Here is a 14,416-nt window from a genome sequence, read left to right as displayed (position 1 = left end):
GTTTGGGCATATTTACAGCGATCGCGTTTTGCAGGATAACGAAAGGGACTACTTCTAGTTTATGCCCAAACCACCTTGGCGGTTGCTATATATGCCGGAATGCCGGAATTTAAGATTTTATTGATAGCAACGGCATCAATCCAGAAATTGGCTTCTGCATTATTGAGCGAGTTAAAGGCTTTCTTGTGCTGTCCGGTTTGAATGTTTTCAAAATCTGTACCGGGAAATGGCAGATGATGCTCGCTAAAGAGATGCGAGCCATCCTGAAAATAGATGTTCCCCGATGTCCAGGTTGGGTAAGGTTCGTTCAGACGATAATTTCCTTTTGCATCGAAATTATCAGCTTTGTTGGTATCCCACACACCACCGATAAACCGAGTTGAAATGACATTCTTCAACTGAGAAAGTTGCATATATTCCGGGCAACCGTACTTATTAGGTTTATTCTCAATTTTTTCGTAAGCTCTTGCCAGGTTCGTTGCTGGGCCAACGCTGAGAACTGTGAGCTGCTCGTGTTTTACGTAAGCTGCACACATCGAGTCGGCAAGGAAATCAGAAGCCTTTTTCTTACGGTCGCATTTCATGGGTAACGATCGCCATTGTCATTCCAGATAGCGCTAAAGCTTTCATCACTTCCAGCACATCTTTGACCATTTCTGGATCGCAAGGGTTTTGGCAATATGTATATCAAAGCCAACGATTTGGCGATCGCCTCCTTTAGGATCATAAAATTCATAAGGGGGATAATCTGGGGAAGTAATCATCGTCAGCGTGTCTTTACCTAAAGATGAGACAGCTTTTAGAGAATTACTATGTCCTGTGATCATGCTGATTCCTACTACTGCTAGAACCAGTATTGTTAATAGCCATACTTTTTTTTCTTCATAAACTTGATAATTATATAACTACTGCGTGCTGTGATGTGGTCAGCTGCCTGTGTTGCCAATGTCTCAAAAGCGCTTGTTTCTCTACAAACAACTCCTCAGCATCTCAAGAATTTTCTTCATGAATTTTCATCGGCTGGCATGAGCAAGTGCAAACAGCTGTATCGAGTCATGCTTGATAAAGTTGTCCAAAAACTGCTTCCAACTCGATGCGATTGCATTGAACCATGCTAGCAACTTTACCTACAAAAGCAGTCAAAGCTAAAGGTGCATATAAGTCATTTCTGCGCCTGCTGCCTTCGCGCCAGCCGCCGCGACTTTTACCAATTTTTTGTTGTAAGAATCAATCCGGGTGCTGCCGGCAAAGGCGAGAATTTTGGGTGTAGATGCCATAGTTGTTAGGTTGAATGGGAAGGATTTGACAAATCAACTGCATTATCCTGTTTTCAGGCGATCGCTATTTGCTACCTTTAGATTTTCTTTAGAAACTTTCTCTAAGTTAGATTTGTACTTAATTACAAAATTACATAATTACACTAATGATAGTGAAGACTAAAAACCCTGCTTTGGAGTCGAAATATGAACGCTCACAAGATAGAAGTCGTTTTAACTGAAGATGGAAGTCTGACGCTGCGGGGTTTACCATTTCATGCCGGGGATGCTGTGGAAGTGATTATTCTGGAAACTAAAACTCCACAGCACCAAGCAGCACCTAAACCCCAATCAGAGACAAATCCTTATTTTTTGCACAACACACAGCCATACCGTTATGACAACCCCACAGAACCCGTCGCTTTAGAGGACTGGGAAGTTTTGCAATGATTGTACTTGATACTCATATTTGGGTTTGGTGGGTTCAGAACGATTCACGACTGACTAGATAACAGCAACATTGGTTGGGCGACAGTTTGATGCAGTCCTGTTATTCAGCTTCCGTTTAAAAGCAAAACCAAAACCAAAAGCAGCAACTGCCAGTGAACTGATTACTGAAGAAGATTCAGGGACGGGTGTTGCCTTAATGCTAGTTGTGTCACCTAAGAAAGTAGATTTGTCAGTAATTTTGTCAAACAAAAATAGGTTGTAATTAGTGCTACCAGATGCAACAATGTCACCGCTGGGATCAATGCTATTGGAGATGAAATAGTACGGATTATGACTAGGTGTATCGGTGCTGACATCTAATGCTGGAAGGTTAGCAGTTAGAGAGTTATCGTAATCCAAACGTAAAAACTTGTCAGTCGAAATGCCGTTTATAACCGAACTACCACTTTGAAGAAGTGTATTGGTGGAGTCAAAAATGGATAGCGACTGAGATTCCAAAAATTGAGTTGAAAATGGACTATACCCTGGACTAATTTCTGAAAAAGAAGCCGGAGCATTAGTTTTAGTTGTAAACGAACCTTCGGCTGAATATCCATTGGTAAAATTCGCGTTGAATGCGAAATCAGCAGCCTGAGCAGATGAGACTGCAAACACAAAAGGAATGGATGAACAAGTCACCATCGCAAGCAATACAGAGAATTTTTGAATTTTCATGAATAAACCTTGAATTATTGAATGAATAAACGCGATTTTGCGAACAATCTCCAGAATGCCTATTATTTTGTTAAATTCAGGAGTCAGAATCTAGGGCTTCTGATCTCTGAATTTATCGTAGTATCGGTTATGAACCTTAACAAACTTGATTAGCAATCCTTAGATAAGTAGTGACGCAAGCTTACTCTGATCGTTTGAAAAGTTAAAGTGACAGAACAAATGTGAAAAACCTGTAGGATCAACACAAATATGTTCTTTTATCCTTACTATTGGCTTGGTAAGAAACACTAAAAAAACGTACCATAATCACATAAATATTTTATATAAATTTTTGATGAAGAAGTCGAGCAATGTATTAATAAATATTCCCGAAACCTTTATGTATTTTGTAATAACATAATGCTTGTATGTTGAAAACCTGATTTTTTGAAATTAAAAAGTTTCAGTAATACAAGAAAAGTGGCGAATTTAAATTCTTCTAAAGCATTTTTTCCAAGAACTGCTTGGCGCGATCGCACTTAGGATTTTGGAAAAATTCGCCAGGAGTAGTATCTTCTGCTAAACTTCCCTGGTCGAGGAACATAATCCGATTGGCAACAACTCTTGCAAAGCCCATTTCATGGGTAACGATCGCCATTGTCATTCCAGATAGCGCTAAAGCTTTCATCACTTCCAGCACATCTTTGACCATTTCTGGATCTAATGCAGAGGTGGGTTCATCAAACAAAATCATCTCTGGTTCCATTGCTAATGCACGAGCGATCGCTACTCGTTGTTTTTGTCCCCCAGATAGTTTGGACGGATAGACAGACGCTTTTAGCTCTAAACCTACCTTAGCAAGCAATTCTAAGCCATGTTGTTCTGCTTTTTGCTTGTTTATTCCTTTCACCTTTATGGGTGCGTAGGTGACATTTTGCAGCACACTCATGTGGGGAAACAAATTAAAATGTTGAAATACCATCACCAAATGCTGGCGCACCTTAGCAATGTTTACCTTGGGATTGGTGATTTCTTGCTCGTGAAAGTATATTCTTCCTCTGGTGGGTTGTTCTAGCAAGTTTATGCATCGCAGAAAGGTAGACTTACCTGAACCAGAAGGGCCTAATATGGCAACCACTTCTCCCTGGTAAAACTCAGTGGAAATATCTTTGAGTACGTCGAGTTTGCCAAAGGATTTACATAAGAATTCCGTGCGAATTACTACATTACTCACTTTGCCGTAACCTCCTTTCTAAAGCAGATGCACCCAAAGTCATACCCATTACTAAAACATAGTAGATTAATCCTGCAAATAGCAGTGGTTCAAAATAAATATACTTGTTTGCACCAACGATTTGGGCGCTGCGTAATATTTCCACCACCCCAATGGTTGACACCAGTGCGGAATCTTTGAGCAATCCGATAGTTTCATTCACCAATGCGGGGAGAATGTTCTTCAATGCTTGGGGAAAAATCACATCCCACATCATCAACCAATAGGGAACACCCATAGACATCGCCGCTTCACTTTGCCCTTTATCCACCGCCTGAATCCCACCCCTGATAGTTTCCGACATATAAGCACCAGAATTCAGCGTAAAAGTTAGCACCCCTGCTTGCAATGCTGAAATGTCATAGCCTGTAAGCTGGGGTGTTGCGTAGTAAACCAACGCCAACTGTAATAACAAAGGTGTGCCTCGAAAAACAGAGGTGTAAGCGTTAGCAACCCAGGTAAGCGGCTTGATGCCGATAATTTTTAATAGAGACAATATTGTTCCCCAGATTAACCCCAAGGATACAGATAATAGCGTAAACAACAAAGTTAAAGGAATTCCCCGAAGAATAAAGGGAATGTCTGGAAGAATTCTGGTGAAGTCGAGATTTAATCCGCCTTTGGCAGGAGTTGAGGATGCAGGATTGGCGGTAGTATTCTGTGAAAACCACTTGGCTACAAGTTTTTCCAATGTGCCATCGTCCTTCATTTGTTGAAGGACTTTGCTAAACGGTTCTACAAAAGAAGAACCTTTGGGAAAAGCGATCGCTGATCCACTTGCCTCCTTTGAGGGAATAATATTAAATTCTAAATCTGGGTTAGCTTGGGCGAATCCCTTAGCGACGGTATCCTCAACAATTGCTGCATCAATTCGCCCAGATTTGATTTCCTGAACTACTTCCGGCACTTTGTTGAGTTGCTTTAGCTGAATACCCGCAACTTTTTTAGCAATTTTCTGGGCATTTTGTTCCTGTATCGTTCCTAGTTGTACCCCAACCTTTTTTCCTGATAAATCTTGGGGCTGCTTCAGGTTGCTACTTTTAGGAGCAACAATTGTATCTTTAGCTTCGTAATAAATAATTGAAAAATCAACATTTTTCTGACGTTCTGGAGTCGGAGTCATCCCAGCCATTACAAAGTCAGCGCGATTTGCTTGCAGTGCAGGAATTAATCCATTAAAATCTGATTCCATTATTTTAAGTTTAAACCCTAATTTTTGAGCAAGGGTTTTGGCAATATCTATATCAAAGCCAACGATTTGGCGATCGCCTCCTTTCGTATCATAAAACTCATAAGGAGGATAATCTGGGGAAGTAATCATCGTCAGCGTGTCTTTGCCTAAAGGTGAAGCAGCTTTTAGAGAATTACTATGTCCTGTGATGATGCTGATTCCTACTACTGCTACAACCAGGATTGTTAATAGCCATACTTTCTTTTTTTTCATAAATTTGATAATTATATAATCCAATACAGTCCGCTTAAGTATTTCTTCCTTCTCTTTGCGTCTTTATCTACCAGACCAGAGGCGTTGGCGGGGCAGTTCGTTAAAAAAATTGACTTTAACAAAGAGTTTTAGCCTTAACCTAAGCGTATTGATATCTAACTCCTTTCTCGTTGGCTCAGGTTATCGGTTCGCACTGGAGGCATTGCTGATAGTTTGGTCGATGAACTCAAAGGTGGCTGCGATCGCGCTATGTTGAAAAATGAACTTTCAAGTATGGGAAACTGATGATCTGCTGCTAAAGCCGGTGTGGTAGCTTTGATAAAGGCGATCGCCGATGAAACTAAAGATAAATCTTATATTCAATTGTCAATCCTCCAAAAGAAATATAAATTTGAACATGGAACAAGTGATTACTGCAATGGCAGATGCTTTGTTTATAACCAGTAAAATAGGAAAAATAAAAAATGTAAATCATGCTGCTCAACAATTATTTGGTTTTAGCGAAGAAGAATTAATTAATCAACCAATATCACTGATAATTGATGATAATCAAGTATTAATCCCAGCCATTCACCAGCATTCTTCTTTTCCGAAAATTTTTCAGAATTTCGAGGTAGTTTGTCGAACCAAGACTAGAGAAAAACGGTTGATTGCTTTTTCTTGTTCAGTAATTCCGAAAAAAATCAAAGGATTAGAAGATATTGTCTACATTGGTCGGGATATTACTGCTCGGCAACACCGGGAACAGCGTACAAGTACCCAGTATGCTATTACTCGGATATTATCAGAATCTCAGAGCGTCAAGCAGGTAATTCCGCAAATTTTGCAGTCGATTTGTCAAAACTTGGAATGGGATTTAGGCGAACTTTGGACACCAAATCAATATATTGGCACTTCGGTACAGGGACATACCATCAATGCAGTACTAAGGTGTGTGGAAATTTGGTCAAGTCGAGTAATTTCTGTCCGCGAGTTTAAAGCAATCACCTGGCAAACTACCTATACATTCGGTGTTGGCTTACCTGGTCGAATTTGGATTAGACGTTTGCCCTTGTGGATTCAAGATATCACAGAAGATAGAGACACTCGGCGATCGCAACCTGCGGCTGAGGCTGGATTGCACGCAGCTTTTGGCTTCCCCATCTTAGACGATAGTGAAATCTTAGGAGTAATGGTTTTCTTTAGCCGGGACGTACAACCAAAAGATAAAGACCTATTGCAAATGGTGGGTTCTATTGGTAGTCAAATCGGCCAGTTTATCAAACGCAAACAAGCAGAAAATGCACTTGTAGAAAGTGAAGAAAGATATCGAGATTTATTTGAAAATGCTAATGACCTGATTCAATCCATCAATGTCTCTGGTCGTTTTTTGTATGTCAATCGTGCATGGCGAGAAACTTTGGGATATAGCGAAACTGAAATTGCGAATATGACTGTTTTCGATATTATACATCCAGATTTTAAACAAGAATGTTTGCAAAGGTTTTCTCGCGTGCTGTCAGGAGAAAACTTTGGGCAAGTAAAAGCCGCATTTGTTACTAAAGACGGTCAAACAATCTTTCTAGAAGGTAATATTAACTGTAAATTTGTCGAAGGTCATCCAGTTGCGACTCGCGGCATTTTTCGCAATGTCACCCAGCCACTAGCAGCAGAAGAAGCGCTGCCCCATCAGCAGGAAGAAACCGAACGTTTATTGCTGAATATTTTACCAGTCGCAATCTCCAAACCCTTGAAAGAAGAACCAGCTAACATTGCCGAAGACTTTGCTAATGTCACGGTTTTATTTGCAGATATTGTGGGCTTTACCGAAATTGCTGCTTCTCTGAGTGCAATTCATCTGGTAAACTTACTCAATCCAATTTTCTCAACTTTCGATCGCCTCGCCAAGCGATATAGTTTAGAGAGAATCAAAACCATTAGCGATGCTTATATGGTAGTTGGTGGCTTACCTACGCGCCGCCCAGATCATGCTCAAGCGATCGCTCAAATGGCACTCCAGATGCAAACTGCGATCGCTGTATTTAATACTGAGAATAACCAAAACTTCAGCATTCGTATCGGCATCCATAGCGGTACTGTAGTGGCGGGAGTAATTGACCTCAACAACTTTACTTATGATCTCTGGGGAGACACGGCAAACATCTCTAGCTGCATGGAATCCCAAGGTATTGCTGGTAAAATCCAGGTTACAGAAAATACTTATAAGTGTTTGTCTGATGAATTTTTATTTGAAAAGCGGGGCGAAATCGAAGTTCAAGGCATAGGGAAAATGACAACTTATTTGTTGATTGGGCAAAACTGAGAAGCGATCTGACCGGGAGCGTCTCACTCTCGTAAAAAACCTTGTCAAACCTCACCCCAACCCTCTCCTTGGTAAGGAGAGGGAGCAAGAATCTTGTTTCTCATCTGGTATATTTGCAAAACTGAGATGCTCCCGATCTGACCTCTCTCCTTATTAGGCTACGGTGTACACATAAGTCATCGAATTACCCAAAACAAAAACCTCACCCTGTCCTGACGGACATCCCTCTCCTTAGTAAGGAGAGGGACAGGTTTTGCACAAGCAAAACCAGGGTGAGGTTTCTTTGGGCTATTCGATAAACTGTAAATTGCGTCAAGAGAGACTTGTGTGTACACGGTAGCCTAAAAGGAGAGAGGCTTTGAATCTTACTCGCTACTCCCTACTCCCTAATTAGCATTCGGAATCAGCCGACCGCAGGGATAAGTCGCTGTTTGCTGTGAAGCACTGTCAGCCATTGCTGCTGGAATCTGATCCGATGGTCGGGTTTTGGCTGCTAGATAATCTTTTTGCAGCTTATCCAAAATGGCTTCTCGCCTGTCGTACACACGCTTCAAGGGACGAGGCTGGCACTTATTCAAGACGTATGCTGTCACCAGTGGTAGAGCGATCGTGCTATCGGTATAACAAACAATTGTGTTAGCTAACTCTTCCGGGTCAATCTTACCCCAGCTGACGGCTTCCGATGGGGTTGCTCCAGACAAACCGCCTGTATCTGGACGCGCATCGGTAAACTGCACAAAGTAATCGTGTCCTCGTTCTTCTAGCCCCAATACTTCGTGAAGTTGCGGTTGAGTTTGTAGCAAAAAGTTCTTAGGACTACCGCCACCGAGAATTACAGCTGCACTTTTACCTCCTGATTCACGGGCATTATATGCGATCGCAGCCGTCTCATTTACGTCAATTGATGGATCTATCACCAACTGCGAACCTTCCAAAGCTAAAGCCGCCACGTTCATCCCAATTGAACTATCTCCTGGGGAAGACGTATATATAGGGACGCCACACTCATAAGCTGTCGCCAGCAAGCAGGAATGCTGCACACCCAATTGCTTTTCTACTTCCCGAACATACTTACCCAATAAATAGTGAAACTCAGCCGTTCCCATCCGCTTCTGAAACGCTTCCCCTTGCAGAATCTTGCGGATGAACGCATCAGTTTCCAGCAGCACATCGTAACCAAAGATAATGTCATAAATGCGAATAGTGCCTTCCTGGCGCAGTTTCACATCATCCAAAAACGGATTACCAGCAAAGAGTTCAAAACCCAAACCGTAGTGCATATCATGGTAAAGATTTGCACCAGTGCTAATCATCCAGTCAATAAAGCCGTTGCGAATTAAGGGTGCAAGGGCTGAAACTCCGAATCCTGCTGGTGTCATCGCACCGGAAAGGCTAACTCCCACCGTGACACCTTCCTTTAGCACATCGCGGCTTAGAAGTTGGCAGATTTCCCGCAACCGCGCTGAGTTATAAGCGGTGAAGTATTGATCAATCAAATCCACCACATTGATATCATTTGATATAGGTGTCGGTGCAATTTTTTGACCCAGCTGTTTAGACATTTTGGCACTCCCGAACTAGTAAACACGCCGAATCTAATGTTATCTAGCTTTCAACCAAAGTGACAGCAATTTATAGCTGTTTTCATTTATTTGAACCACATCTGTCGTCAGGGCACAGCATTGCTGTGTCCCTACTGCGTGGTTTATTTACCTGAAAATAGCTGTAACTAGCTGTTTTCATCAAAAAACAGCACAACGGCTGAGATTAAATCGTGTCACCTACCTCAACGCCTACAAATGAGTTTCCGAAAATATTAAGTTTAATGGAAGATTTAATAGATCGAGATAGGTGTACGCTACCTAGATGGGAATGCGTCAACAGAGGACTCAACCAATGGGATATGTAATTGCTACTGCAAATATGAAAGGTGGCGTTGGTAAAACCACCCTCACCGTCAACTTAGCTACCTGTTTAGCTAAAAATCATGGCAAGCGGGTGCTTGTTCTTGATTTAGACACCCAAATTAGCGCCACACTCAGTTTAATGTCGCCTTTAGATTTTGCCAAGCGTCGTAAACAAAGCAAGACATTTAGGTATCTAATAGACGAAGTTATCAATCCAGACCCACAAGCAAAACTAACAATTCAAGATATCATTCAATCCCCGGTTTGTAATCTTCCAGGACTGGATTTATTACCAGGAGATATCGACTTGTATGATGAATTTGTTGTGTCAGAAATGCTGCATAAACAAGCAACTGCTTTGGGTGAACAAGACTTTGAAATGATTTGGAATCGCTTTGAAAGAGTCTTGATTAATAACATCTTAAAACCAGTACGTCAAGAATATGATTTTATCCTTCTCGATTGTGCCCCTGGCTATAATCTATTGACTCGTAGCGCTTTAGCCGCCAGCGATTACTACATACTTCCTGCTAAACCAGAACCTTTATCTATAGTGGGTATTCAACTATTAGAAAGACGGATTGCCAAATTAAAAGACAGTCACGGACATGAAAGCAAGATAGATATAAAAATGCTGGGAATTGTATTTAGTATGTCCAGCGCTAACCTTCTCACTGGCAGATACTATAAACAAGTGATGCACCGCGTTGTTGAAGATTTTGGTGTAGAAAAAATTTGTAAGGTACAAATACCAGTTGATGTCAATGTTGCTAAGGCTGTTGATAGCTTTATGCCAGCTGTTTTAATTGCTCCCCAATCAGCTGGTTCAAAAGCGTTCTTTCAGTTAACTCAGGAGTTGTTGCAAAAGCTATAGCAAAGCTAAACCAGTCGTAAATAACACGATTTCCGACTTATTTAATAAGTCGGAAATCTTAAACTTTCGATTTTCCCAAATCAATTAAGGTTGCTATTTTTGAGCTTTTTGACATAAATAAATTTAGGGGCTTGAAACCCGAATTGCAGGGGAATTCCAGAATCTTTCTCCCCTGCTCCCTGCTCCCCTGCCTCTTTGGTCAGAATTCTGATTCAATTTGTAACTTTTGTACCACTTCCTAACGTAGTATTTTCGCTACCTGAAACCCAGTAACTTCCAGAACTATGAGAAATTAACTTGGTTTGTTGTGTAGCAGTGTTGGGTAAACCTCGCCCAGAATCTCCCTTAGTAACTTCTTCCCACCAAGGAGATTTCATGCTGGTAGTCGGACGAATTAGGGGTTGTCCATTCGTCACTTCGTATAGCAACGATTGCAAAATCATACTGTTGGTGCTGCTGGTGAAACCAATTGCTGTTTTACCTGTGGTTTCATAGAAGCCCTCATAAAATCCCACTAATGGATTATATAAATCAGTCGTTCCTTGCAGTAACTCTTGAGTGTACTTGTTTTCTGGAAGCAAGGCATGATAGGCAAAAGCGACTGCTGTACTTACCAATCGCCCCTTTGGTATTAGTTTACCATCGTCTCCTAAAGCCACCCAAGACTCACCGTGCCCAGTAATTGTACTGTGAACAGTGTAAGGTTTACGATCAATCAAAGTGGTAGCTGAAGCTGTGAGGATGTTAGTGTGACGGTAACGTTCAGCTTGCGCCTGAAAAATTGGTTCAAAGAGCGATCGCATTTGTGGATCTAGTCCAAACTCCAGTGCATAGAGTAAGAAAGGATTGCTAACTGTGTATTGGTTAACTTTGGAGTTAGTATCTGTGCGACGGCGTTGGATTGGTACTTTCACTCCCTCTACTGAGGCAGTTTGATATTCACCGCCAACAGCAGAATGCTCAACATTAAATCCCCATAATTGAAAAGCACGAGCTGCATATTCCTCATAACCTAAGCGGGTTTCCGGGTTGACGCGGGTAATAACTCGCCCATCTTGTTCTTTGGTGACAGTAGCACTGGAAAGAATACCTTCACGCACCACACGCAAGTATGACCAATCCAGCACAATTTTATCGACGGCAGCCGTGTATTCTGGATGACAGGTTTTTAAGTTGTAAAGCGCTGCCAGGATTCTACCTAAATCTAAAGCTGACCAACCGTTTCCTTCTGGAACTGGATTTCCACCATAATCTATTGGTTGGAGCGATCGCGTATCATAACTCCGACTCGGCAATTCACCAGCAAACAACGGTAACTTTGTCAAAGCTGCTAAAAGATGTCGGGTGCGTTGATCAAATTCTTTCGCGGTAATTATATCAAGCGATCGCACTGCATGGAGTGCTGCCAGATAATCTCCCAATCCCCAGAGAGTTGCGCCTTTGAAATCACTGCGATCGTCGATCAGCCCACTCTTGGAGTGATAATTTGCTTGAAAGTATCCCCAAGCCGCACCTGCATAGCGCCGTTCAATAATCGTCAGTGGTCGATCTAGCTTCAGGTTAGATGATGATTCAGGATTATCCACTGGTGGAATAGGTGCAACTGTCACTTCTATAACTTTAGAATTGTTCGCAGGGGTTGCGATCGGAGGTGTAACAGGAGAATTTAGTTGATTTGCTGGTGTTGCAGGAGAAGTTTTTTCACTGGGCTTACCAGGAGAATTCGGTTGATTTGGAGGTGTTGCAGGAGAAGCATTTTCGTTGGGCTTACCAGGAGAATTCGGTTGATTTGGAGGTGTTGCAGGAGAAGCATTTTCGCTGGGCTTACTAGTAGACACACTTGCAGAAGTGGAAGCAATTAAAGGGTGATTTCCCCTAGCTTTGTAGTATAAAATCTCTAAAATTAACCCATTAGTATTACCTGTCAAAGCTTTGTTGGGTTGTTTTGATTCTTCATAGATACCAGCATAATAACCACCATCATCAGGACTGCGGAGATCCTTGACTGCATCAAAAACTTTTTGGGCATAGGCATTATCTGGAAAAAGATAGCGCCAACCAAAAGCTGCTTTTGTGCTGATGCTGCGAAACTGTGGATAAGGTTGATTGGCATCCGTGATTGTTGCCCAGGTTGCACCGTTAGCGTAGACAGTGTTGTAAAGAAAATAGGGTGTTTGGTCAATATTATCTTCTGTAACGGCAGTCAACTGGCCTGTGGTATCAAAACGCCGTTTTTGCACATCTAAGACTCTGGCAGCAAAATCAGCTAACTCACCTTGCAAACCAAATTCAATCCCATCAAGGATATAAGACTCACTAACAACATAATTATTAGCATTGGTGGTTTTAAAGTCACGGGTATCAACGGGAATTTGCACACCGTTAATTTCAACTAACTTAAACGGTTCTAGGGAAATAGCCTTGGGTGCAGAGAAACCCCAAAGTTGATAACCTCTAGCGCCGTATTCTTCATAGCCAAGTCGTCCTTCTTGCACCAGTAACGTTTTGTTGTCTGGGAGAACAGTCGCGCCAAAAAGTTGTCCATCTTTGAGCGATCGCGCTACTTGCCACTTTGCGACAATTCCTTTGAGCCAATCATTATATTGAGGATGACAGGTGCGGATGACATCAAACGCCGCCAGTATTCGCCCGACATCCAAAGCAGACCAACCAATACCCCGCTCAAGCGGATTATTACCATAATCAACCATCTGTGCGGTGGCTGTATTATAGACTTTATTGGGTAAGGTATCTTCAAATAACTTCAAGCTGTTGAGAGTCGTCAAAAACTTATTCAGGCGAACATCAAAGTCTGCTTGGTCAGTCAGATTCAACCATCGTGCAGCATTCAATGCCATCAGGTAATTCCCCATATCCCAGAGTGTACCCGAAGGATAACCCCCGGTAGAGTTAGTAAATCCCGTTGTTGGCTGATAATTTTTGACAAAATACTGCCAAGCAGCACGAGCGTAAGTTTGTTCTTCTGGTGTGAGCGGGGCTGTAATATTGCTACAGCTATTTGATTGGGATAAAACTGGTGTCGGGATGTAGAACAACAATTGCAGAAATGTTCCAATTAGGAACAATGCAATCCATCTCAACAGCTTTTGTTGAGGGGGTTTATATATCATATTGCAAAGAAAGAGTTAGGAGCGTTATAGCCCGTCTGTACAGTTATAATCCATAAATCAAGCTTTTATCAGGTCTATTCTTTTCGTAATAGCTTTATCAATTTAGTCGAGTAGCGTTAGCAAATAAAATTAAATCGCCCACTCATAATAGATTTTTTATGAGCAAAGCGGACTACTAACACCCCAACTACCAGGGTTCAGAATATAGGTTTTCTCAGTACTGTATGTACGGGCAGCGGACTGATGAAAGCTACCTTTGGAGTAGTCGAGGTTGCTTGCCGCCGCCGCATTTTGCCATTCGACCACCAAGTTGTCTGTGAGGCAATAGTTTAAGGTTGCCTTTTGAGTTCCATCTTCCAGTAATCTCTTGAGATAATTAATCGGTTATCACTGGTTATAAGTAGTAAAAACCCAACCGAGGATAGGGTTTGATGTTTGCTATTTTATAAGAATAGGAATATAGAGAACCAAAATTTTTGCTTCTGGATTCCACAAGTCTCTCTGAGGGGAGAGACCTAATGGCGAAAGCTCATAACATTTCACAGATTGCTACACCCCTTTTTTACGTAGCGATTAAGCTACGGAAAAAATCGGAAAGTGTGCCACCAGCAGAAGGTGGCGAAGGAGGTAAAAGACTATGAAGAAAATCATACACGAACTAAACCTCGTTCTAAAAATAAATAGAACCTTATGGTTGCTAAGTTCATCAGTCGCTATCTGTTATATAGGAATCATATTTGATTTTTGAACAAAATTAGGTATTGTAGGGTGTGTTAGAACGCAGTTCGTAACGCACCAAACCCTTGATGATGGTGCGTTACGCTGTCGCTAACACACCCTACGTATCTTTTCAGAAATCAAATACTAGTCCTATATATGTTATTTGTTTATCGCCGGGTCTTGTCCAATGTTACAACTGAATATCAGCTAAGTGTGTCTGTAAGCCTTCCAATCTGATAATCGCTACATCTCATTATTTTAGTGTTAGTGATAGGCTCTAGATATTGGTTTGCTATAAGTATGTATCTATGCTCAACTTCAGGGAAAGTTAACAGAGATCAGTCTTGATTTTTATTATGAGCTACC

Annotated in this window: 12 protein-coding genes and 1 pseudogene; 4 read left to right on the top strand and 9 right to left on the bottom strand. The window is 41.6% G+C overall.

Annotated features, from left to right (window positions below; translation table 11 throughout):
* Nucleotides 1-59: 59 nt before the first annotated feature.
* The 4 genes and pseudogenes from V7K36_RS23735 to V7K36_RS23725 form a co-directional block, all read right to left on the bottom strand.
* On the bottom strand, nt 60-584 hold the full coding sequence (locus V7K36_RS23735) for a hypothetical protein (protein ID WP_335119869.1): 525 nt from the start codon (nt 582-584) through the stop codon (nt 60-62).
* Nucleotides 577-663, bottom strand: a pseudogene (locus tag V7K36_RS34280) (peptide ABC transporter ATP-binding protein); the annotation flags it as partial. The pseudogene V7K36_RS34280 and the gene V7K36_RS23735, both read right to left, overlap by 8 nt.
* Nucleotides 630-827 (bottom strand): transporter substrate-binding domain-containing protein, encoded by a 198-nt coding sequence (locus tag V7K36_RS23730; RefSeq protein WP_335119867.1) that lies wholly within the window; start codon nt 825-827, stop codon nt 630-632. The gene V7K36_RS23730 and the pseudogene V7K36_RS34280, both read right to left, overlap by 34 nt.
* A 318-nt stretch (nt 828-1,145) precedes the next feature.
* Nucleotides 1,146-1,277: an NAD(P)H-dependent oxidoreductase gene (locus V7K36_RS23725; RefSeq protein WP_335119865.1), complete on the bottom strand. Its 132-nt coding sequence runs from the start codon at nt 1,275-1,277 to the stop codon at nt 1,146-1,148.
* A gap of 186 nt (nt 1,278-1,463) precedes the next feature.
* Between V7K36_RS23725 and V7K36_RS23720 the strand changes: the two genes are divergently transcribed.
* A complete protein-coding gene (locus V7K36_RS23720; RefSeq protein ID WP_335119863.1) occupies nt 1,464-1,706 on the top strand; it encodes a hypothetical protein in 243 nt (80 codons plus the stop codon).
* Nucleotides 1,707-1,760: 54 nt separating this feature from the next.
* Here V7K36_RS23720 and V7K36_RS23715 read toward each other — a convergent pair whose 3' ends face one another.
* From V7K36_RS23715 to V7K36_RS23705, 3 genes are all read right to left on the bottom strand, one after another.
* Complete coding sequence (locus V7K36_RS23715) at nt 1,761-2,420, bottom strand: hypothetical protein (protein WP_335119861.1); 660 nt, start codon at nt 2,418-2,420, stop codon at nt 1,761-1,763.
* 478 nt (nt 2,421-2,898) lie between these two features.
* Nucleotides 2,899-3,633: an amino acid ABC transporter ATP-binding protein gene (locus tag V7K36_RS23710; protein WP_335119859.1), complete on the bottom strand. Its 735-nt coding sequence runs from the start codon at nt 3,631-3,633 to the stop codon at nt 2,899-2,901.
* On the bottom strand, nt 3,626-5,116 hold the full coding sequence (locus V7K36_RS23705) for an ABC transporter permease subunit (RefSeq protein ID WP_335119856.1): 1,491 nt from the start codon (nt 5,114-5,116) through the stop codon (nt 3,626-3,628). The genes V7K36_RS23710 and V7K36_RS23705 overlap by 8 nt, the downstream gene beginning before the upstream one ends.
* Nucleotides 5,117-5,513: 397 nt before the next feature.
* On the opposite strand from V7K36_RS23705, the gene V7K36_RS23700 reads away from it, so the two are divergent.
* Complete coding sequence (locus tag V7K36_RS23700) at nt 5,514-7,418, top strand: adenylate/guanylate cyclase domain-containing protein (protein WP_335119854.1); 1,905 nt, start codon at nt 5,514-5,516, stop codon at nt 7,416-7,418.
* Between the two features lie 386 nt (nt 7,419-7,804).
* Here the strand turns inward: V7K36_RS23700 and V7K36_RS23695 are convergent, their stop codons facing one another.
* Nucleotides 7,805-8,980, bottom strand: coding sequence for a homospermidine biosynthesis protein (locus V7K36_RS23695; protein WP_335119852.1), 1,176 nt, complete (start codon nt 8,978-8,980; stop codon nt 7,805-7,807).
* A 334-nt stretch (nt 8,981-9,314) separates the two neighbouring features.
* Here V7K36_RS23695 and V7K36_RS23690 point away from each other — a divergent pair, with 334 nt between their 5' ends.
* Nucleotides 9,315-10,199, top strand: a complete 885-nt coding sequence (locus tag V7K36_RS23690; protein ID WP_334829542.1) for a ParA family protein — start codon at nt 9,315-9,317, stop codon at nt 10,197-10,199.
* A 212-nt stretch (nt 10,200-10,411) separates the two neighbouring features.
* Here V7K36_RS23690 and V7K36_RS23685 read toward each other — a convergent pair whose 3' ends face one another.
* The gene (locus V7K36_RS23685; protein WP_335119849.1) at nt 10,412-13,330 is read right to left on the bottom strand and encodes a DUF3131 domain-containing protein; all 2,919 of its coding nucleotides are present in this window, start codon (nt 13,328-13,330) and stop codon (nt 10,412-10,414) included.
* Nucleotides 13,331-13,848: 518 nt separating this feature from the next.
* Between V7K36_RS23685 and V7K36_RS23680 the strand changes: the two genes are divergently transcribed.
* Nucleotides 13,849-13,971, top strand: coding sequence for a hypothetical protein (locus V7K36_RS23680; RefSeq protein ID WP_335119847.1), 123 nt, complete (start codon nt 13,849-13,851; stop codon nt 13,969-13,971).
* Nucleotides 13,972-14,416: the final 445 nt, after the last annotated feature.

It is taken from the genome of Nostoc sp., assembly GCF_036919555.1.
In the GTDB taxonomy this organism is placed as follows: Bacteria; Cyanobacteriota; Cyanobacteriia; order Cyanobacteriales; family Nostocaceae; genus Nostoc.
This window is presented reverse-complemented; position numbering and strand designations above follow the sequence as displayed.

Excerpts from the sequence above, each read along its gene's own strand:
- V7K36_RS23735 (WP_335119869.1), bottom strand. The coding sequence starts at position 584 with ATGAAATGCGACCGTAAGAAAAAGGCTTCTGATTTCCTTGCCGACTCG.
- V7K36_RS23730 (WP_335119867.1), bottom strand. The coding sequence starts at position 827 with ATGATCACAGGACATAGTAATTCTCTAAAAGCTGTCTCATCTTTAGGT.
- V7K36_RS23725 (WP_335119865.1), bottom strand. The coding sequence starts at position 1,277 with ATGGCATCTACACCCAAAATTCTCGCCTTTGCCGGCAGCACCCGGATT.
- V7K36_RS23720 (WP_335119863.1), top strand. The coding sequence starts at position 1,464 with ATGAACGCTCACAAGATAGAAGTCGTTTTAACTGAAGATGGAAGTCTG.
- V7K36_RS23715 (WP_335119861.1), bottom strand. The coding sequence starts at position 2,420 with ATGAAAATTCAAAAATTCTCTGTATTGCTTGCGATGGTGACTTGTTCA.
- V7K36_RS23705 (WP_335119856.1), bottom strand. The coding sequence starts at position 5,116 with ATGAAAAAAAAGAAAGTATGGCTATTAACAATCCTGGTTGTAGCAGTA.
- V7K36_RS23700 (WP_335119854.1), top strand. The coding sequence starts at position 5,514 with ATGGAACAAGTGATTACTGCAATGGCAGATGCTTTGTTTATAACCAGT.
- V7K36_RS23695 (WP_335119852.1), bottom strand. The coding sequence starts at position 8,980 with ATGTCTAAACAGCTGGGTCAAAAAATTGCACCGACACCTATATCAAAT.
- V7K36_RS23690 (WP_334829542.1), top strand. The coding sequence starts at position 9,315 with ATGGGATATGTAATTGCTACTGCAAATATGAAAGGTGGCGTTGGTAAA.
- V7K36_RS23685 (WP_335119849.1), bottom strand. The coding sequence starts at position 13,330 with ATGATATATAAACCCCCTCAACAAAAGCTGTTGAGATGGATTGCATTG.
- V7K36_RS23680 (WP_335119847.1), top strand. The coding sequence starts at position 13,849 with ATGGCGAAAGCTCATAACATTTCACAGATTGCTACACCCCTTTTTTAC.